This is a genomic window from Sulfitobacter sp. JL08, assembly GCF_003352045.1.
GTDB lineage: Bacteria > Pseudomonadota > Alphaproteobacteria > Rhodobacterales > Rhodobacteraceae > JL08.
Genome location: NZ_CP025815.1, coordinates 3,592,643 through 3,612,709, shown reverse-complemented (window position 1 = coordinate 3,612,709; position 20,067 = coordinate 3,592,643). Strand labels below are relative to the sequence as shown.

Below are 20,067 nucleotides of genomic sequence, written 5' to 3'. Positions count from 1 at the left end.
CGGGTGGGGCATTGGCATGGTTGCGATTAAAGTGATGTGGGACGACGCAGCTGATCGAAATGTCTTGCTGCCTGCGTACGAAACAACCGGTGCCGCCGGTGCCGATCTGCGTGCGAATTTTCCGCTGGATCAGCGCGATGGTATTACACTGAAGCCGGGGGATCGCCGTCTGGTGCCAACCGGATTGCGGCTGGCCATTCCCGACGGATTCGAGGTTCAGATCCGCCCGCGCTCTGGATTGGCGCTGAAGCACGGCATCACCCTTCCCAACAGCCCGGGAACCATAGACAGCGATTATCGCGGTCCGTTGGGTGTGATCATGATGAACATGGGCGATAGCGATGTGACGATCCACCATGGCGACAGGATTGCGCAGATGGTGGTGGCGCCGGTTCTGCAGGCGCGATTTGATGTTGTCGAAACCCTTGATGAAACGGCCCGTGGCGCGGGTGGTTTCGGATCTACCGGGCGTAACTGATGCTGCTGGTTCTGTTTCTTGGCGCTGTGATCTGGGGTGTCGGTGCATTTATGGGGGTGGACCGGCGTACGCGGCTGGGTTTGCTGCTTGTGCTGTTCAGCGTTGTTCTGGTGGTGCAGCTTGTGCTGCCTTTTGGGCATCCGTTGCGTCAGGCAACCGGTGAATCACCCGCGTTGTGGGTCATTCTGGCCGGATTTGTCGTGCTGGTCCTGATGTACAAAAAAGGTCTGAACTGGTTGCGAAGCAAAGCAAGTGCGCCGGTTGCGCCCCCGTCAAAATCAGAGCTTTTTTCCGAAACGGAACTGAACAGATATGCCCGCCACATCGTATTGCGCGAAGTGGGTGGACCCGGCCAGAAAAAGCTGAAGGAGGCCAAGGTTCTTGTGATCGGCGCGGGTGGTCTGGGAGCCCCTGTGTTGCAATATCTGGCGGCAGCCGGTGTGGGGACGATCGGGGTGATCGACGATGATGTTGTTGATAACGCCAACCTGCAACGTCAGGTCATCCACCGCGATGCTGACATTGATCTGCCAAAGGTGTTTTCTGCTGAACGCGCCATGTTGGCGCAAAACCCGTTTGTCACGGTGCGTCCCTACCACCGCAGGCTGACTGCGGAAATATCCGCTGATCTGTTCGGTGATTATGATCTGATCCTGGATGGCACAGATAATTTTGCAACGCGCTATCTTGTGAATGAAACGGCTGTGGCGTTGGGCAAGCCGCTGGTATCAGGTGCGTTGTCGCAATGGGAAGGTCAGGTCAGCGTGTTCGATCCGGCGCGGGGTGCGCCCTGTTATCGCTGTATTTTTGATGCGGCCCCCGCAGCTGAGCTTGCACCGTCGTGCGCCGAAGCCGGGGTAATAGGGCCGCTGCCCGGTGTGGTCGGATCGATGATGGCGCTGGAAGCCGTCAAGCTGATCACCGGGGCCGGCGAAGTTTTGCGCGGGCGCATGATGATCTATGACGGTCTTTACGGCGAAACCCGGCAGATTACATTGAAACCGCGCAGCGATTGCCCGGTCTGCGGGCGCAAAGATAAAGCCGATCAGACCTGACCCTTGCTGGTTTTGCGATCACGCCGTGTAGGTGACTTTTCCGTCGCAGATTGTCATGATGGCCGACGCATCGGTGATGTCGGCCGGGGCAAGTGCCTCAAGATCGTGACTCATAATGGCAATATCCGCCATCATTCCGGCCTTTAACTGGCCCTTGCGATCTTCGTTGAATTCAACCCACGCATTGTCGCGCGTGTAGCTGGCAAGGGTGTCGTTCAAAGACTGCGTCTGATCGCGCCATGGCGCACCCAGATCAAGTGGCGCAATCGCGGCCTTGATATTGGGCATGACATCAACGGGGATCACCGGCCAGTCGGTTGAGAAAATGACTTTTGCGCCAGTGTTGCGGATGTGCTGCCATGCGTAGGCGCCGGGAATCTGATGGTCATGAAGATGCTTGCCCACACCTGTCGGCGGAAAGAAATGGCCAATCGGCGCATGGGCCGGTTGAATGGACGCAACGATATCCAGTTCCGCCAGTCGCGGGATGTCATCGGGGTGCATCACTTCCAGATGTTCGATCCGGTGGCGGCTGTCGCGTTTTCCGTTGGCTTGTTGCGCGGCCTGATAGGCATCAATGGTGCGCCGCACGCCGGCATCCCCGATCGCATGCACTGAAATCTGCATGCCCAGACGATCCGCCTCGACACAGGATGCCACGAAATGCTCTTGGGTGAATACCTCGTCGCCTGTGTTGTCGTCGGATCCGGGGTAGGGTTGTAGCATCAACGCCGTGCCGCTTTCCACAACACCATCAATGAACATTTTCACGCGGTTGCACCAGACTTTGTCGCCTTGAAAATCATCGCGCATCTTGGCCGCTTCGGACAGGCGCGATACCGGATCGGTGCCTTTCAGGTGAAACGGGATTTCAACGCGGGCATGCAGTCGGCCTTCGGCCTCAAGCTCGGTCAGAAGTTCAAGCTGATAGCGGTTTCCATCCATGTTGTGCAGTGTGGTGATGCCTTGCGCGGCGCAGTGTTTCAGACCCTGTTCGATCACGTCCTTGTCCAGTTCGCGTTCGGCTTTGGTGGCAGGGGGCTCCGGATCGGCGCCGGTGACAAGGCCCAGCATTTCACGCCCGCCATGGCGGGTCAGCCCAAGGATCGGCGCATAGGCCCCGGGTTCCAGCAGTTCACCGCTGGCCAATCCGTCATTCCCCATCACGATTTCCGATCCGGCATCAACCTTGCCGCCTTCCAGCAACCCGGTTGCCTTCAGTGCGGCGGTATTGGCCCAGATCGTATGATGATCCGGGGCAAACATTGCCAATGGACGATCGGCGATGATCTGATCAAGATCGTGGCGTGTCAGGGTACGGCCCAGCCCCAGAATGTCGTAATCGGCCTGAATGCAGAACACGATCTTCTCATCAGGGTTCGCATCGGCATAGGGGCGGATTGCGGCCTTCATCGCGTCCAGCCCTTCGACCTCGTAAAGATCAAGACAGGACAGTTCGAACGAGCCGCCAAACAGGTGCACATGGCTGTCAATGAATCCGGGCAGGACGGTCCCGCCCTTGGCGTCGACCATTTTGGAATTTGCCCCGGCAAGTGCTTTTATATCATCGTTTTCACCAACGGCGGATATCAGACCGCCGGTAATCGCCAGGGCCTGTGCCTTTGGCTGGTCGGGATCGAACGTGATCAGTTTGCCGTTCAGAATGATGATATCGGGGGATGTAGCCATGGCGAATATCCGGTGTTGAAATGAAAAACGCGGCCCCCCGGAACACACCGGGGGGCCGCGCCATTACGTGCTTATTTCTGAAGCTCTGTCCAGATCGCGGTGTACAGTTTCTGTGCCGCGGGCGAGCATGTCTTGGCAACATAGCTTGCCCCGACAAGTTCCGCAGGAACCACGACTTCGGGGGCCGTTTTCATGTCTTCCGGCATGAATTCTTCGGACCCTTTGATGCCGTTGGCATACCGTGCAAAAGCAGACAGCATCGCCGCATTTTCGGGGGCCATGATAAAGTTCATGAAGGTCTTGGCATTATCCACATTTGTGGCATCTGCCAGAATGGCAGCGTTGTCCATCCAAACCGGGAAACCTTCCTGGGGATAGCCGAACGCAATGTCGGGGTTCTGGTTGCGCGCACGGAATGATGCGCCGTTCCAGTTCACACCGGCGGACAGATCGCCTTTGGCGTATTTCTCGATATTGCCATAGTCCATCGAGAGCCAGTGCGGTTTGGCCGCTTGCAACGTGTCACGGACCTTTTTCAGAACTTCCAGATCTTCGGTGCACTGATCGCCACCCACATAGTGGATCGCCATGCCCATCACATCGTTCATTTCCGGTACAACGTTGATCTTGCCCTTCAGTTCTTCGGGCGGATCAAAGATCACTGCGGCGGTGTTGATGTCGCCACTGTAAACAGCCGTGTTGACTGTCACACCCACGGTGCCCCATTGCCATGGAACGGTGTAGTTGCGGCCCGGATCGAAATCGACATCAACCCATTGTGGGTCCATGTGCTTGAAATTCTCCATCTCGTTCGGCTTGCTTTCCATCAGCAGGCCTTCGCTGATGAAAATCGGAATGTAGGTGCCTGACGGAACGACGATGTCATAGCCGTGCCCGCCCGCCTTGATCTTGGCAAGGGCCGTATCGTTGCTGTCGTAATCGGTGATCGTAACTTTGATCCCGGTTTCAGCTTCGAACTTTTCGATCATTTCGGGGCTGGTGTAATTGCCCCAGTTGTACAGGTTCAAAACCCCATCGGCAAAGGCGGGGCTGGCAAGGGCCAGCGCAATCGCGGTGGTTGTTAATGTTTTTTTCATTTGGATACTCCCAGTTGGTTATTGTTTACTTTTTAACGCGGCTTAGGAAATAGAATCCTACCACCATCGTTACCGAAATCGCCAGCAGCACGGTCGAAATCGCGTTGACCTCGGGTGTGACCACACGGCGCAATTGTCCAAGCATATAGGTCGGCAGGGTGTCCTGCCCTGCTGATTTAACGAATTCCGTAATCACCACATCGTCAAGTGAAATAACAAAGGCCAGCATCGCACCGGCAAGAATACCGGGCCAGAGCTGGGGCAGGGTGATCCGGCGAAACACCTGATAAGGGTTGGCATAAAGATCGGATGCAGCCTGTTCCAGCGACAGGTCCATGCCTTGCAGGCGGGCGCGGATCGGAAGGTAGGCAAACGGAATACAGAAGGCCGAATGCGCAATGATCAGATAGAGCAGGCCGGTATAGCCGGTCGCGACCTTGATCATCGCGAAAAAGATCAACAGCGCCACAGCCGTAACAATTTCGGGTACCATCAGCGGCTGGTTGATCAGCGCGAACACCGTCGACTGGCCTTTGAATTTGCGGGTGCGGGTGGTGGCCAATGCGGCCAGAACCGCGGCGCTGGTCGAAATCAGAGACGCCCAGAACGCGATGACCAGACTACGCACGGTTGCATCCTGCACCTGTTCGTTTTCCCAGGCGGACTGATACCAGCGCCACGAGAACCCTTCCCATATGGCGATAGATGTACCCGCGTTAAACGAATACATCACCAACAGGATGATCGGCAGATACAGGATCACGAAACACCCCAGCGCAATACTGGTAAAGCCGACCTGATAGCGGACATCAAAACCCTTTGCCTTAGCCATGGGGATGGTCCTCTTCTCCGGCGGAACGCACATAGACCATCAGGGCAACCATCACGATGGCCAGCAAGGTGATCGACAGGGCCGCACCCAAGGGCCAGTTGCGGCCTTGGCCGAACTGCAATTCGATCAGGTTGCCGATCATCAGCTGGTTGCCGCCGCCCATCACACGCGGAGTGACATAGGCGCCCAGACTGGGCACAAAGACAAGGATAGATCCTGCAACGATGCCCGGCTTGACCAGCGGGATGATCACCTTGCGCAGCACGCGAAACCGCGTTGCATAAAGATCGTAAGCCGCTTCAACCAGTGAAAAATCCAGCCGTTCCATCGACGCATAAAGCGGCAGTACCATCAGCGGCAGATAGACATAAAGCATCCCCAGCATGATCGCGAATTCGGTGTACAGCATCTGGATCGGTTCATCTATGACGCCAAGCGCCATCAGCAATGTGTTTACCGTGCCTTCGTTGCGGATCAGTTCCATGATGGCAAAAGTGCGGATCAATAGATTGGTCCAGAACGGGATGATGATCAGCAACATCCAGAAATCACGGTGCGATTTAGGCCTTGTCGCGATGAAATACGCCGTTGGAAACCCGATCACGAAGGCCGCGATTGTTGTCATCAGCGACAGTTTGACGGATCGCCAGAAAATCGAAAGATGTGCGTCGGAAAAGCCAAGAGTGCCTTCGAAAATATCGCGTTCGAACACCACGTTGAACCAGGCGTTGGGCGAAAACGACCAGACGATGCCGCCGTAATCACCCGGTGTCAGAAAGGAATAGACAATCGTGATCAACAAGGGGCCGGTGGCGGCAAAAATCAGAATGATCAAAGCCGGGGTGAGCAGCAACCAGCGGCGTCGTGCCTCTTGCGTTTCGCGTGCGGAGGAAAGATCAGCCATTCCGATCAGTCCTTCAGAACCTGGCCGACACCGGCAGGAAAGCTGACGCCGATCTTGTCACCGGTTGCATAGGATTGGGCCGTATCGGGCTGGTTCTGGCGCCGCACGACAAAGTCGCCTCCGGTATCCAGACTGATGTGATAATGTGTGTCCGTTCCGAAGTAGACGATATTGTCCAGCGTGCCGGGCAATAATGCGTCTTTTGCGGTGGACAGCGTGGCATGTTCGGGGCGCACGGCCAGCGTTACCTCGCCAGAAGCGGCCATGCCTTCGGGCGCGCGTGCCATGACGGTCTTGCCCGAGGCAAGGCGAATGTCCGCATCGTTCCCGTTAACCGACAGCATATCGGCCTTGAGGAAATTGGTGTCGCCGATGAAATCCGCCACAAACCGTTCGGCCGGATGGTCATAAATATCGCGCGGTGCGCCGATCTGGCGGATCGAACCGGCATTCATGACCGCGATCCGGTCCGACATGGTCAACGCTTCTTCCTGATCATGGGTGACGAACACAAAGGTAATGCCGGTTTCGTTTTGAAGCCGCTTGAGTTCCAGCTGCATTTCCTTGCGCAACTTGAAATCAAGCGCTGACAGGGGTTCGTCCAGCAACAGGACTTCGGGTTTGGGGGCCAGCGCGCGTGCAAGGGCAACACGCTGCTGTTGCCCGCCCGAAATTTGCGCGGTCTGGCGGTCGGCCAGTTGGGTCATCTGGACCAGCGCCATCATCTCGTTAACGGTTTTGTCGATCTCGGCCTTGGGTTTGCCCAGCATCTCCAGACCAAACCCGATATTCTGTGCCACGGTCAGATGCGGAAACAGGGCATAGCTTTGGAAAACCGTATTCACAGGGCGTTTGTGCGGCGGCAGATCCAGCAGGTTCTTTCCGTTCATTGTAACGGTGCCGCTGGTTGGGTCGACAAAACCGGCGATGGTGCGCAGCAATGTGGTTTTGCCACATCCCGAAGGCCCGAGCAGGGTAAAAAACTCGTTCTGCTTTATCGAAACCGATACGTTGTCCAGGGCCAGGAAACGGCTTTTGCCGGTTCCATACGCTTTCGTAACAGCGTTAATTTCGATCATGCGAATGTCCGTCCCCGAATGTGTCAGCCGTTGGTCGACCGTTAAATATATTCTACGCGCAATCGGTGGGTTGCCGTCAAGCACATCATTTGTGACTTTCGCGATTTAGATGGTTGCCCAGTGCTGAACCGCGGGCATGGTGCACAAATTTTGAACAGACAACCGGATCGCTTTCCGCGCGACCGTGACACGCTGCGCCTGTCTTTTGGCTACTGGTTTCAGGTTGCCAGATTTGCTGTGAAAGTTTCATCAATTCAGTCATTTAATTGAATTCCCCCCTCACAAGACACGTTCAAGATCCGCAATCAGATCGCTGGCGTCCTCCAGCCCGACAGACAGGCGAAAAATGCCATCCCCGGCCCAATCGCGATAGGATGCAGCCTGACGGTCGTTCAGCTGAAAGGATGTGTCGATCATGCCTTCACTGCCCATCCAAAAGATCAGACTGCGGTGGTGCCCAAGAGAAACCGCATAGTGAATTATGTTTAATCTATCGATCATATCCTGTGCGATCGACAGGCCGGTTTCGGCACTTCCGACCTGAAACGAGATCATTCCAGACGTGTTGTTCATCTGCCGCTGCGCCAGTTCATATTGCGGGTGCGATGGCACTCCGGGGTAGATCACACGCGTGACCGAGGGCTGCGCTTCAAGCCAGGTCGCGACCGCCAAAGCACCTTCCTGATGGGCGCGCATGCGCAGCGGCAAGGTGGCGGCGCCGCGCGCGATCAGCCATGCGTTGAATGGCGACAGAACGTTACCATGGTGTATGCCCGCTTCAATACGCATCTGGGCAATCAGATCGGCGCGCCCTGCAACCGCGCCACCCACCGCATCACCGTGCCCGCCGATATACTTGGTGGTTGAGTGCATCACCAGATCAACACCCAGCTGGATACAGTCCATGCCAATAGGCGAGGCAAACGTGGCATCGCAGCTGACCAATGCCCCGGCGTCATGGGCCAGACGCGACACTGCCGCCAAATCTGTCAAACGGCCAATAGGGTTCACGGGCGTTTCGGTGTAAACCAGCTTTGTGCCCGGCCGGATTGCCTGCGCGACAGCGTCAAGATCGGACATATCGACCGGTGTCACGTCTACCCCCATGCGCGGCAGGGTTGTCCGCACCAGTTCGGCCACGCCGGCGTAAGACACATCCGATATGACCAGATGATCGCCCGAACTCAGAAACGTGAACAGGATGGCCGATGCGGCCCCCATGCCCGAGGCCGTGCACAGGCAGGCTTGCGCCCCTTCAAGTGCCGCGATCTTATGTTCCAGCATGTCCACTGTCGGATTGGCCCAGCGGGCGTAGGTATAGGGGCTGTCATCGGTCAGATTATGGGCGGAAAACCCTGACGGCTCGTCCGTTACGAATGTGGATGACATATGGATCGGAGGCGCCGAAGCATTCGTTGCCGGATCGGGCATTTCGCCGGCATGGATCGCCGTGGTCATGATGCCGGTATATGTGTTGCGCTTTGCCATTCTAGTGCCCTCTGCCGATGAATGATTGTACTTTCGGCGTGTTCGCGTTGCGATGGCAAGCTAATTTCCAACCACCACTGGACCATGCTGTGTGCGAAGCCTAGCTTGCCGGACAAAGGAGAATGAAATGACGAACCCGCTTTTGCGCCCGTGGACGACGCCATTTGGAGTCGCCCCCTTTGATGAGGTTTCCGACAGCGATTTCGCCCCGGCCCTTGAAACCGCTTTGGAACGGCACCGCGCCGAGATAGACGCGATCGCGCATAATCCGGACGCACCCGACTTTACCAATACGATCGAAGCACTGGAGGCGGCGGGCCACGATCTGGATCAGGTTCTTGCCGTGTTTTTTACCGTTGCAGGGGCCGACAGCAATCCGTTACGCGAAACCCTGCAACGTGATTTTTCACCCAAACTGGCAGCGCATTTTTCCGAGATTTCTTCCAACAAGGCGTTGTTTTCGCGGGTCGCTGCTCTTTGGGCGCAGCGTGACAGTCTTGCCCTGACGCCGGAACAGGCCCGCGTGCTTATGTTGACCCATCGCGGGTTCGTACGTGCCGGCGCTGCGCTGGACGGTGACGAAGAAACGCGCATGAAAAAGATCAAATCGCGGCTGGCCGTATTGGGAACCGAGTTTACCCAGAACCTGCTGGCTGACGAACGCGAATGGCTGCTGCCATTGACCGAGGACGATCTGGATGGCTTGCCGGATTTTGCGATCAAAGCGGCGCGCTCCGCCGGAGTGGAGAAGAACGCAGGCGGGCCGGTTGTGACGTTGTCGCGATCTGTCATTGTTCCGTTTCTGCAATTCTCCGACCGGCGAGACTTGCGTCAGACCGCTTATATCGCGTGGTCAAAGCGCGGCGCAAATGGCGGCGCGACAGACAACCGGGATATTGCCGCCGAAATACTGGCGCTGCGGCAGGAACGCGCGCAGCTTTTGGGCTATGACAGTTTTGCCGATTACAAGCTTGAAACCGAAATGGCCAAAACCCCGCAGGCCGTGCGCGATTTGTTGATGGCTGTATGGGAACCGGCCAAAGCGCAGGCGTTGTCGGACGCAGACGTTCTGACCGAGATGATGCACAAAGACGGGTTCAACGGCGATCTGGAGCCGTGGGACTGGCGTTACTATGCGGAGAAAAGGCGTAAAGCTGAACATGATCTGGATGAGGCGGCGCTGAAACCTTATCTGCAACTGGACCGCATGATAGAAGCCGCTTTTGCCTGCGCGAACCGGTTGTTCGGCCTGTCGTTCAAGCCACTGGATATCCCGCTTTATCACCCAGACTGCCGCGCGTGGGAGGTAACGCGAAACGGCCAACATCTGGCGGTTTTCATAGGTGATTATTTCGCCCGTGGGTCAAAACGGTCTGGCGCCTGGTGTTCCGCAATGCGGGCACAAGCGAAATACCCGAAAGAACAGACCCCTATCGTGATAAATGTCTGCAACTTTGCCAAGGGCGATCCGGCTTTGTTGTCATATGATGACGCGCGCACGCTTTTCCATGAATTCGGGCATGCGCTGCACCAGATGCTGTCTGATGTGACCTATGAAAGCGTTTCGGGCACATCCGTGGCTCGTGATTTCGTTGAATTGCCCAGCCAGCTTTTCGAGCACTGGCTGGAAGTGCCCGAAGTCCTGTCAGAATTCGCGACGCATTGTGAAACGGGTATACCGATGCCGCAGGATATTCTGGACAAGGTATTGAAGGCGGCAAATTTCGATATGGGCTTTGCCACGGTCGAATATGTTGCATCGGCGCTGGTTGATCTGGAGTTTCACAACGGCGCGGCCCCCACGGACCCCATGGCGCGTCAAGCCGATGTTCTGGCAGATCTGGGCATGCCACACGCCATCGGAATGCGCCACGCCACACCGCATTTTGCCCATGTCTTTGCGAGCGACGGGTATTCCAGCGGCTATTACAGTTACATGTGGTCCGAAGTCATGGATGCGGATGCATTTGCGGCCTTTGAAGAGGCTGGAAACGCCTTTGATCCGGTTCGTGCGGCGGCTCTTGAAACCCACATTCTGTCGACCGGTGGTTCACAGGATGCCGAAGCGCTTTACAAGGCGTTCCGCGGTCGTTTGCCCGGCGTCGAGGCGTTGCTGAAGGGACGCGGGCTGGCGGCCTGATCGGGGTCAGTATCCCAGATCGCGGTCCACCAGATGCAACAGCGGTTCGCCGGCTTCGCTGCGCGCGATGTTTTCGGCCACCACTTCGGCACAGGTTTCCGCACGGGTTTCAGCGGCGATATGCGGCGTGACCGTTACAGACGGGTGCGCCCAGTAGGGATGATCTGCGGGCAACGGTTCCACCCGGAACACATCCAGCGTGGCGTGTGCAATCTGGCCGCTGTCCAGCGCGGCAAGCAGTGCCGTGTCGTCAATCAGCGGCCCGCGCCCCGGATTGATGATGAACGCCCCGCGCGGCATCATGGCCAGTGTTTGTGTATTCAACGTGTTTTCGGTGTCGGGCGTATTCGGCAATAACAGGATGCAGATTTGCGCTGTTGACAGCGCCTTTTGCAATCCATCCTTTCCGTGCAGGCATGTGATCCCGGGTACGGATTTTGGCGATCTGCTCCACCCTGTGACTGGAAACCCCAGATTGTCCAAGGCATGCGCGGCCGACAGGCCCAATGCGCCCAGACCCAGAACTGTCACAGGCCGGTTCTGTGCCAGAGGCGGGGCACCGGGGCGCCAAACGCCATCCTGTTGCAGGATATGCGCGTCCATTCCCAGATGATTCCGCAGGCTGTGCCCGACAACCCATTCTGTCATGCCTTGCGTCAGGCCGTGATCCACCATCCGGGTCAACGGTTGCGTCAGTGTCTTGTTGCCGACAATCGCCTCGACCCCGGCCCAAAGGTTAAGAACCGCCTTGGTACGGGTGAACGGGGTGAAATCCTGTAATGCGCTATTGGGGGCGTAAACGATGTAATCAACGTCCTCTGGCGCAAAGGCGAGCCCCAGATCATAATCCAGCCCACGCGCATCCAGTTCGCGGGTCAGTGGCCCTTTGTAATCTTCCCAACGCTCTTCAGCGGCGGCAAACAAGATATTGATAGTCATGAAAGGCTTTCTTTTTGGGGATTATCGAGGGCGGTGGACATGTGCGCTTTGAACCAGGCCAAAGGCGATCATAAGGACAAGCATGGCAGACCCGCCATAGCTGACCATCGGAAGCGGGACGCCCACAACCGGTGCCAGCCCCATGACCATCGACATGTTGACCGCAAAGAACAGAAAGAAGTTCAACGCGATGCCCAGAGTAAGCAAAGAGGAAAACCGGTCTTTTGTCGACAAGGCGGTATAAACGCAAAACACGATGATCAGCAGATAAAGCACAAGCAAAGATATCCCTCCGACAAAGCCGAATTCTTCGGCAAGTGTCGTAAAGATGAAATCCGTGTGCTTTTCCGGCAGAAAGTTCAGCCGTGATTGTGTGCCCTGCATAAAGCCGCGCCCCGTCCAGCCGCCCGAGCCAAGCGCGATCTTGGATTGCGTGATATGATAGCCCGCGCCCAGCGGATCGGTTGACGGATCGATAAAGGTATCAATCCTGCGGAATTGGTAATTGGCCAGCAACTGCCAGTCTGTGCCACGGCTTTTGAACACCGCGGTAATCAGCCCGATGCTGCTGGCAACGACAGCCGCGAAATAGGCCCAGTGCACGCCAGCGACAAACATCAGACCACCGCCAGCGGCCAACAGCAGAATGGCGGTTCCCAGATCCGGTTGCCGCAAAACAAGAAACGTAGGAAACAGGATCACGATCACAGGGATCAGAACCCAGAATGGGCGGGATTTGCGGAAACTTGGCAACCAGTCGTAATAAGCTGCCAACAGCATCACCAGCGTGATTTTCATCAATTCCGAAGGTTGCAGGCGCATGAAGCCAAGATCGATCCAGCGTTGCGCCCCCATGCCCACCGTGCCAAACAATTCGACCATGATCAACAAAGCCACAGAGACGCCATAGGCGACCACGGCCATGTTTCGCCAGAACCAGATCGGCACCATGGCGACAAAGATCATCAATACCATGCCCAGAACGAACCGTTTCATTTGCGGTTCGGCCCAGGGCGTGAACGACCCACCCGCCACGGAATACAGCATAAGAAAGCCAATGCTTGCGACGGCGATCAGCAAGACGGTCAGGGGCCAGTTCAGATACAGAATCTTGCGGACGCCTGCAGGAACGGATTTGACGGAATGTTCAAGATAGCTCATGCGCGGCCCCGGCCATCAATGTCGGCAATCGGATGGATCTCTTTCAGTCGTTCCTGTTGGGACTTGATCCGCGCGCGATCACCTTCGGGATAGGCGGTCAGCGGGGGCGTTTCGCCGTAAAGGGCTTGCAACATCAGGTCGCGTGCAATGGGGGCCGCAGCCTTGGAGCCGCCGCCGCCGTGTTCAACAACCACCGAAACCGCAAATTTCGGACGATCCATCGGTGCAAAGCTGACAAACAGGGCGTGGTCGCGCCGTTCCCATGGCAGGTCTTCGTTGCGGATCACGCCACTGCGCCGTTCGGCGGCTGTGATGTTGCGGACCTGGCTGGTTCCGGTCTTGCCGGCCATGCGGAACGCATCTTCTATGATCCGGCTGCGATAGGCGGTGCCCCTGCGATCATTGCTGACGGCGAACATGGCCTTGCGCATCTTGCGCAGATTGTTTTCGTTCATACCCATCGGTTCGCCCGCGCCGCTGGGTTCTTCAACGCCGTCGATCGTGCGGATCAGGCGCGGTGTAACTGAACGCCCTGTGGCAAGCCGCGCAGACATCACCGCCAGTTGCAGCGGAGATGCCAGCATAAAGCCCTGTCCGATGGAAGAGTTCGCGGTGTCCCCGATCCGCCATTCGGAATCGTGGGTTTGCAGCTTCCAAAGCTTCGTGGGTGTCAGACCTTCGGCTATGGCGGACATTGGCAGATCGTGGCGCACGCCCAAGCCGAACCGGTTGGCCATAGCAGAAATCTTGTCGATCCCCACCTTCAGTGCCAGATCGTAATAATACACATCGCAACTTTGCTTGAGAGAGTCTTCCAGGTTCATGAACCCGTGACCCGCCCGCTTCCAGCAATGGAATTTGCGCCCGCCGACGTCCAGATGGCCGGGGCAATACACGGTTTCATCCGGTGTAATCAGGCCTTCTTCCAGCGCTGCCATTGCGGTGATCATTTTGAATGTCGATCCGGGCGGATAGGTGCCTTGAACAGATTTGCTGGCCAGGGGGCGGTATTTGTTGTTCAGAAGGCTGGAATAGTCCGCTGATGAAATACCGCGCACAAACAGGTTCGGATCAAAAGTCGGCGCCGATCCGATGGCATAAAGATCGCCTTCGTCACAATCCATAATTACGGCGCTGGCGGCTTCGCCGGCCAGGCGCGCCTGCAAATAGGCTTGCAGCTTGTGATCAACCGTCAATTGGATGTCAGACCCGGCCTGACCTTCACGGCGATCCAGTTCGCGCATCACGCGGCCGGTGGCGTTCACTTCAACCCGCTTGGCACCTGCCTTGCCACGCAATATTTCCTCGCGCTTGGCTTCAAGCCCGACCTTGCCGATCTGGAATCGCGGAATGCGCAACAACTGGTCGGGGTCTTCGATCCGTTCCAGATCATAATCGCTGACCGCGCCGACATAGCCTACGACATGGGCAAAATCCGATCCCCGCGGATAGACGCGGCTTAGCCCGACTTCGGGTGTAATGCCTGGCATGGCGGGGGCGTTCACGGCGACCTTGCTGACATCTTCCCACGATACCTTGTCGGCAACAGTTATGGGCAGAAACGGGGCACTGCGCCGCATTTCTTCCATCGCACGGTTCAGTTCATCGTCGTCCAGTTCGATCAGCTGCGACAGGTTGCTGATAACCTTGTCCACATCGCCAGTATCTTCGCGCACGATGACGATCCGGTAACTGGGAACATTCTTGGCGATCGCGGCCCCGTTGCGATCATAGATTTCGCCACGCTCTGGCGGGATCAGGCGGATGTTGATGCGGTTTTCTTCGGCCAAAAGGCGGAACTGGTCGGCCTGTTCGACCTGAAGATGACGCATGCGGAACGCAAGCGCGCCGGCAAATGCCAGTTGTACGCCACCCAGCAACAGGGCGCGGCGACTGAGCAAGCGGTGGCTGCCGTCGATATCGCGTTTGGTTTTCTTCATGCGCCACGTCTTACCAGATCAACATCGCCCGGTGCAATTTTGCGCACACCCATGACAAACTGGGTGAAGGCGACGACAAAAGGATAGCACAGAACAGTCATACCCATCTGCAAAAAACTAAGCGAAAAGGCGGCTTGTGGAACGACCAGAATACTAAGCACCAATCGGTTTCCAAGGGCTATGGCAATCATCACAAGCGCAACGGCTGACCATTCGCTCAGAAACGGGGCCTCGCGCAGCGCGCGCGCGCGTGTTTTGAGGTTTTCTGTGCCCAACAAAACCAGCAATGCCAACAGACCGGGCGGTCGCTGCAACAGAAGATCACCCAACAGCATCACCAGTGCCACGCTGAGTGCCGGTACATAATCCGGCCGCCGCAATGCCCATGCAAAGGCCAGAGCCATGATGATATCTGGCCCTGCCCAATTGCGCGGCGTTGTGTCTAGTGGCAACAGATGCAGGAACATCACGAACATGCACAGCGCCACAAAGGCGGCACGCATGAGCCACAGCCGCGATACCGTCAACTCAGCCATCCGGCGCCTCGGATATGTCTGAGGTTTCGCCACCCTGCGCGGGTTTCACGATCTGGCTGGGGTCTGCGATTGGCTCGGCGCCATGGTGGCGCAGGACCCGAAGAAACTCCAACCGCTCATAATCCGCAGCCAGCCGGACGCGCAGGCGCCCTGCCGGATCGGCTGCGATCTGTCCGATCAGCAAACCGGCCGGAAAAACACCGCCATCACCGGATGAAATGACCCGGTCACCGGGCCGCACCAGATCGGGGTTTTCCAGAAACTCCACAGGCGGGGCCGCCGTGTTATCGCCCGAGATCATGGCCACCTGACCGGAGGGTTGCACCGTTGCCGGAATGCGGCTGGTCGTATCAGTCAGCAGAATGACCCGTGCCGTGTTTTTTCCGACGCCGGAAATGCGCCCGACAAGGCCGATACCGTCCATCGTGGCCCAACCATCCATGATCCCGTCCCGCGCGCCAACATTCAGCAAGACAGATTGGCGAAAGGGCGATCCGCTGTCGGCCAGAACAACCCCGGTTATATAGGTCAGCCGCGGATCAAGGCGCACATTGTTCAGGTCCAGCAGGCGGGCGTTTTCCTGCTCCAGCTGAAGTGCCGCTTCCTTCCATGCCTGCATCTGGCGCAATTCACTGCGCAATTCGCGGTTCTGTTCGGAAAGGCGCTGATAGCTTTGGAAATCCCGGATCAGATTGACAAAGCCTGTGACCGGCGCCATCGCCCACTCCAGATTGGGTACCAACGCGTCAGTCACCTGCGCGCGAAACCGTTCAACCCGCGGGCTGTCGATCCGCCAGACCAGAAAAATGGCCAGCAGACACAACAGCAACACCCCCATCAGCAATCGCCGCAGGGGACCTGTGTAGTCTTCGCCGTTTGATCTGTCTTTGGCCAATGTGTTCCCTTTGATGCCAAAGGGTGGTTGGGTTAGCTGTCGTAGTCAATCGCGTGGCGCAGCTGTTTTTCGTATTCCAGCGCTTTGCCAGTGCCCAATGCAACGCAATTCAGGCTTTCGTCGGCGATCGATACGGCCAGTCCTGTCTGTTCGCGCAGGGCAAGATCAAGATCCCCCAGCAGCGCGCCACCACCGGTCAGCATGACGCCGCGGTCGACGATATCGGCGGCAAGGTCGGGCGGGGTCGCTTCCAGCGCTGTCATCACCGCTTCGCAGATCTGCTGAACCGGTTCGGCCAGTGCCTCGGCCACCTGTGCCTGACTGATTTCGATTTCCTTGGGCACGCCATTCAACAGGTCACGGCCGCGGATTTGCAGGGATGTGCCCCGCCCGTCATCGGGCATACGTGCGGTGCCGATTGTGGTTTTGATCCGTTCCGCCGTTGATTCCCCGACCAGCAGGTTCTGCTGGCGCCGCAGATAGGAAATAATCGCTTCGTCCATACGGTCGCCGCCAACGCGGACAGAACGGGCATAAACAATGTCTCCAAGGCTCAACACTGCAACCTCGGTGGTGCCGCCGCCAATATCGACGACCATGTTGCCCGTCGGATCCGTGATCGGCATGCCGGCCCCGATGGCGGCTGCGATGGGTTCTGCAATCAATCCGGCGCGGCGGGCGCCTGCGCTTAGAACAGACTGACGGATCGCGCGTTTTTCCACCGGTGTTGCGCCATGCGGGACGCATACGATGATCTTGGGCTTGGAAAACGTGGATCGTTTGTGCACTTTGCGGATGAAATGCTTGATCATCTCTTCGGCGGTGTCGAAATCGGCAATCACGCCTTCACGCATCGGGCGGATCGCTTCGATCGAACCGGGGGTGCGGCCCAGCATCAGCTTGGCATCTTCGCCAACGGCCAGCACCTTCTTGACGCCGTCCTTGATGTGGTACGCGACAACCGAAGGTTCGGACAGCACGATGCCGCGGCCTTTGACATAGACCAGTGTGTTTGCCGTCCCCAGATCGATCGCCATATCCGACGAAAAGAGACCGCTCATTCTACCCAACCACGACATACGCCTGTCATCCTGCTTGTTTTTCTTGTGGACCCCCGAGTCAGGCCCGGGGGGCCATGTCTGTATAGGCCTCGCACCTGTCCGGTGAAAGGGTTGTTTGCAAGGGCAACGGCACGAAGTTGCCCAAATACACAGGGCAGTCCGCGCCGCTTACCGGTGTGGCGCCGGCCTTACCCGACGTCCTTGTAGTTGATTTCCCGTTTGTCGGCACCGGGCCCGGTTTTTTCGCGTCGCACCAGCAGCCGGTTCAGCGCGTGGACATAGGCGCGCGCGCTTGCCACGACGGTGTCGGTATCCGCCGACTGACCGGTCACGATACGCCCGTCTTCTTCCATGCGGACAGACACCGTGGCTTGCGCGTCGGTACCTTCGGTGACCGCGTGCACCTGATAAAGTTGCAGGCGCGCTTCGTGCGGGACCAACGCCTTGACGGCCTTGAAAGATGCATCCACGGGGCCGTCGCCGGTTTGGGTTGTGCTATGCTCGGCGCCATCAATGATCATTGTCAGATCGGCAGTTTGCGGACCATCCGTACCGCACACCACGCGCAGCGACTTGATCTGCAAACGGTTGTTTTCGGCGTCATCGCCGACACGCATCAGGGCAATCAGGTCGTCATCGTAGATTTCCTTCTTGCGATCTGCCAGTTCCTTGAACCGGACGAACACGTCTTTCAACTGGTTGTCGCCCAGTTGAAACCCGAGATCCTGCAATTTGGACCGCAACGCGGCGCGTCCGGAATGTTTGCCCATCACAATGTTGGTTTCGGTCAGGCCCACATCTTCGGGGCGCATGATTTCAAAGGTTTCCGCGTTCTTCAGCATGCCATCCTGATGGATGCCACTTTCATGGGCAAAGGCGTTCTTGCCTACAATTGCCTTGTTGAACTGCACCGGGAAACCGGACACTGCCGCCACCCGACGGCTGATGTTCATCAGTTTCGTGGCGTCGATCCGGGTTTGATAGGGCATGATATCATTGCGCACTTTCAGCGCCATCACGACTTCTTCCAGCGCGGTATTGCCGGCGCGTTCGCCCAAACCGTTGATGGTACATTCAATCTGCCGCGCGCCGCCTTCGACGGCGGCCAGCGAATTGGCTGTCGCCATGCCCAGATCATTATGACAGTGGGTGGCGAACACCACCGCATCCGCGCCCGGTACCTTTTCGATCAGCATCCGAATCAGATCGGCGGATTCGATGGGTGCGGTATAGCCGACCGTATCGGGGATATTGATGGTCGTGGCACCGGCCTTGATCGCGATCTCGACAACCCGGCACAGGTAATCCTCTTCGGTGCGGGTGGCATCCATGGGCGACCACTGCACGTTGTCGCACAGATTGCGCGCATGGCTGACTGTGTCGTGGATGCGGTCGGCCATTTCATCCATATTCAGGTTCGGAATGGCACGGTGCAGCGGAGAGGTGCCGATAAACGTGTGAATGCGCGGGAACTTGGCGTGTTTCACCGCCTCCCAGCAGCGATCAATATCGCCGAAATTGGCGCGGGCAAGGCCACAGATAACGCTGTTTTTGGCATTTCGTGCGATTTCGGACACGGCATTGAAATCGCCGTCCGACGCGATGGGAAAACCGGCCTCGATGATATCGACGCCCATTTCATCCAGCAGGCCGGCGATTTCCAGCTTTTCGGCATGGGTCATCGTGGCGCCGGGGCTTTGTTCGCCATCGCGCAAGGTGGTGTCAAAAATCAACACACGGTCCTGTTGTGTTTTGTCAGTCATTTTGGGGTCTCTTCTGTTCTGATCCTAATTTCCTTGGCGCGCGTCGGCCTCCTCTGAGCGGGCGCGCCGGAAGGCACGCTCAGAGGCGGATTAGGATCAGTAGGGCAGCATTACGCAGCGCGCGAATGCGCGTGCCTGTCGAATGCATATGCCCGTTTCCTGTCATGACTGCAGTTATAACCACGTCGATTCAAAATAAAAGAGGTGTTTTCGCAGAAAGCCGAAGCAATGCGAGGCACCGAAACCCGCTATGCGGTCTTTCCCTTTGCGCGGGCAAGATTTGCGAGAACCGCAGGATGGCAGTTGATAAACACTCTGAACCTTCTAACTGGCACCTTATGAAACGCACATTGATCATAGGGTCGTCCGGCGGAATCGGATCGGCAATCGCAGCAGAATTGCGGGGCAACGGCACCGAAGTCGACACGCTTTCGCGATCTGAAAACGGGTTTGATCTGACAGATCCGCAAACTGTCGAGGACGCATTGCAGCGGCTTTCTGAACCCTACGATCTGGTTCTGGTGGCAACCGGTGCGCTTGAAATCAACGGGGCAGCGCCTGAAAAATCCGTTCGCGCCATTTCTGCCAAGGCGATGGCCGATCAGTTTGCGGTGAACGCAATCGGCCCGGCCCTGATCCTGCGCCACGCGATGCGCCTTTTGCCAAAGGACAGCTGGTCCGTCTTTGCGGTTCTTTCCGCGCGTGTCGGTTCGATCGGTGACAATCAGATCGGCGGCTGGGTCAGTTACCGCGCGGCCAAGGCGGCGGTGAACCAGATCGTGCACACCGGCGCGATCGAACTGGCGCGGACGCACCCGCATGCAATCTGTGTGACGCTGCACCCGGGCACGGTGCAAACTGCGTTTACAGAAAAATATCTGGGGCGGCACCCGTCGGTTCCGGCGCAAGAGGCGGCGCAAAACCTGTTGCGTGTGGTGTCCGGATTGAATGTGGACGACACCGGCGGGTTTTTCGATTGGGCCGGAAAGCGCGTGCCCTGGTGAAAATCA

The 20,067-nt window shown here is 57.5% G+C and carries 17 protein-coding genes; 4 read left to right on the top strand and 13 right to left on the bottom strand.

Features of this window, described 5'->3' with window-relative positions:
• Positions 1 to 16 precede the first annotated feature (16 nt).
• Together dut and C1J05_RS17755 are read left to right on the top strand one after the other, a co-directional pair.
• Complete coding sequence (dut, locus tag C1J05_RS17760; RefSeq protein WP_114871419.1) at positions 17 to 478, top strand: dUTP diphosphatase; 462 nt, start codon at positions 17 to 19, stop codon at positions 476 to 478.
• Positions 478 to 1,533: a HesA/MoeB/ThiF family protein gene (locus tag C1J05_RS17755; RefSeq protein ID WP_114871418.1), complete on the top strand. Its 1,056-nt coding sequence runs from the start codon at positions 478 to 480 to the stop codon at positions 1,531 to 1,533. Before dut ends, C1J05_RS17755 begins: the two co-directional genes overlap by 1 nt.
• 18 nt (positions 1,534 to 1,551) lie before the next feature.
• Here the strand turns inward: C1J05_RS17755 and C1J05_RS17750 are convergent, their stop codons facing one another.
• The 6 genes from C1J05_RS17750 to C1J05_RS17725 all read right to left on the bottom strand — a co-directional run bounded on the left by C1J05_RS17750 (position 1,552) and on the right by C1J05_RS17725 (position 8,622).
• Positions 1,552 to 3,222: an amidohydrolase gene (locus tag C1J05_RS17750; RefSeq protein ID WP_114871417.1), complete on the bottom strand. Its 1,671-nt coding sequence runs from the start codon at positions 3,220 to 3,222 to the stop codon at positions 1,552 to 1,554.
• Between the two features lie 71 nt (positions 3,223 to 3,293).
• Positions 3,294 to 4,319, bottom strand: coding sequence for an ABC transporter substrate-binding protein (locus C1J05_RS17745; RefSeq protein WP_114871416.1), 1,026 nt, complete (start codon positions 4,317 to 4,319; stop codon positions 3,294 to 3,296).
• 25 nt (positions 4,320 to 4,344) lie between these two features.
• Complete coding sequence (locus C1J05_RS17740; RefSeq protein ID WP_114871415.1) at positions 4,345 to 5,151, bottom strand: ABC transporter permease; 807 nt, start codon at positions 5,149 to 5,151, stop codon at positions 4,345 to 4,347.
• Complete coding sequence (locus C1J05_RS17735) at positions 5,144 to 6,055, bottom strand: ABC transporter permease (protein ID WP_114871414.1); 912 nt, start codon at positions 6,053 to 6,055, stop codon at positions 5,144 to 5,146. The genes C1J05_RS17740 and C1J05_RS17735 overlap by 8 nt, the downstream gene beginning before the upstream one ends.
• 5 nt (positions 6,056 to 6,060) lie before the next feature.
• A complete protein-coding gene (locus C1J05_RS17730; RefSeq protein WP_114871413.1) occupies positions 6,061 to 7,134 on the bottom strand; it encodes an ABC transporter ATP-binding protein in 1,074 nt (357 codons plus the stop codon).
• A gap of 279 nt (positions 7,135 to 7,413) precedes the next feature.
• Positions 7,414 to 8,622 carry a trans-sulfuration enzyme family protein gene (locus tag C1J05_RS17725; protein WP_114871412.1) on the bottom strand — a complete coding sequence of 403 codons (1,209 nt, stop codon included), beginning with the start codon at positions 8,620 to 8,622 and terminating at the stop codon, positions 7,414 to 7,416.
• A 127-nt stretch (positions 8,623 to 8,749) separates the two neighbouring features.
• Here C1J05_RS17725 and C1J05_RS17720 point away from each other — a divergent pair, with 127 nt between their 5' ends.
• Positions 8,750 to 10,762, top strand: a complete 2,013-nt coding sequence (locus C1J05_RS17720; RefSeq protein ID WP_114871411.1) for a M3 family metallopeptidase — start codon at positions 8,750 to 8,752, stop codon at positions 10,760 to 10,762.
• 6 nt (positions 10,763 to 10,768) lie between these two features.
• Here the strand turns inward: C1J05_RS17720 and C1J05_RS17715 are convergent, their stop codons facing one another.
• The 7 genes from C1J05_RS17715 to C1J05_RS17685 form a co-directional block, all read right to left on the bottom strand.
• On the bottom strand, positions 10,769 to 11,701 hold the full coding sequence (locus C1J05_RS17715; RefSeq protein WP_114871410.1) for a 2-hydroxyacid dehydrogenase: 933 nt from the start codon (positions 11,699 to 11,701) through the stop codon (positions 10,769 to 10,771).
• A 21-nt stretch (positions 11,702 to 11,722) separates the two neighbouring features.
• On the bottom strand, positions 11,723 to 12,862 hold the full coding sequence (rodA, locus tag C1J05_RS17710) for a rod shape-determining protein RodA (RefSeq protein ID WP_114871409.1): 1,140 nt from the start codon (positions 12,860 to 12,862) through the stop codon (positions 11,723 to 11,725).
• On the bottom strand, positions 12,859 to 14,802 hold the full coding sequence (gene mrdA / locus C1J05_RS17705) for a penicillin-binding protein 2 (RefSeq protein ID WP_114871408.1): 1,944 nt from the start codon (positions 14,800 to 14,802) through the stop codon (positions 12,859 to 12,861). Before mrdA ends, rodA begins: the two co-directional genes overlap by 4 nt.
• A complete protein-coding gene (locus C1J05_RS17700) occupies positions 14,799 to 15,338 on the bottom strand; it encodes a rod shape-determining protein MreD (RefSeq protein ID WP_114871407.1) in 540 nt (179 codons plus the stop codon). Before C1J05_RS17700 ends, mrdA begins: the two co-directional genes overlap by 4 nt.
• Positions 15,331 to 16,233 carry a rod shape-determining protein MreC gene (gene mreC, locus C1J05_RS17695; RefSeq protein WP_114871406.1) on the bottom strand — a complete coding sequence of 301 codons (903 nt, stop codon included), beginning with the start codon at positions 16,231 to 16,233 and terminating at the stop codon, positions 15,331 to 15,333. Before mreC ends, C1J05_RS17700 begins: the two co-directional genes overlap by 8 nt.
• A gap of 32 nt (positions 16,234 to 16,265) precedes the next feature.
• On the bottom strand, positions 16,266 to 17,294 hold the full coding sequence (locus C1J05_RS17690; RefSeq protein WP_205388988.1) for a rod shape-determining protein: 1,029 nt from the start codon (positions 17,292 to 17,294) through the stop codon (positions 16,266 to 16,268).
• A 188-nt stretch (positions 17,295 to 17,482) separates the two neighbouring features.
• Positions 17,483 to 19,057, bottom strand: a complete 1,575-nt coding sequence (locus C1J05_RS17685; RefSeq protein ID WP_114871404.1) for a 2-isopropylmalate synthase — start codon at positions 19,055 to 19,057, stop codon at positions 17,483 to 17,485.
• A gap of 338 nt (positions 19,058 to 19,395) precedes the next feature.
• Here C1J05_RS17685 and C1J05_RS17680 point away from each other — a divergent pair, with 338 nt between their 5' ends.
• Positions 19,396 to 20,061 (top strand): SDR family NAD(P)-dependent oxidoreductase, encoded by a 666-nt coding sequence (locus tag C1J05_RS17680; RefSeq protein ID WP_114871403.1) that lies wholly within the window; start codon positions 19,396 to 19,398, stop codon positions 20,059 to 20,061.
• Positions 20,062 to 20,067 lie beyond the last annotated feature (6 nt).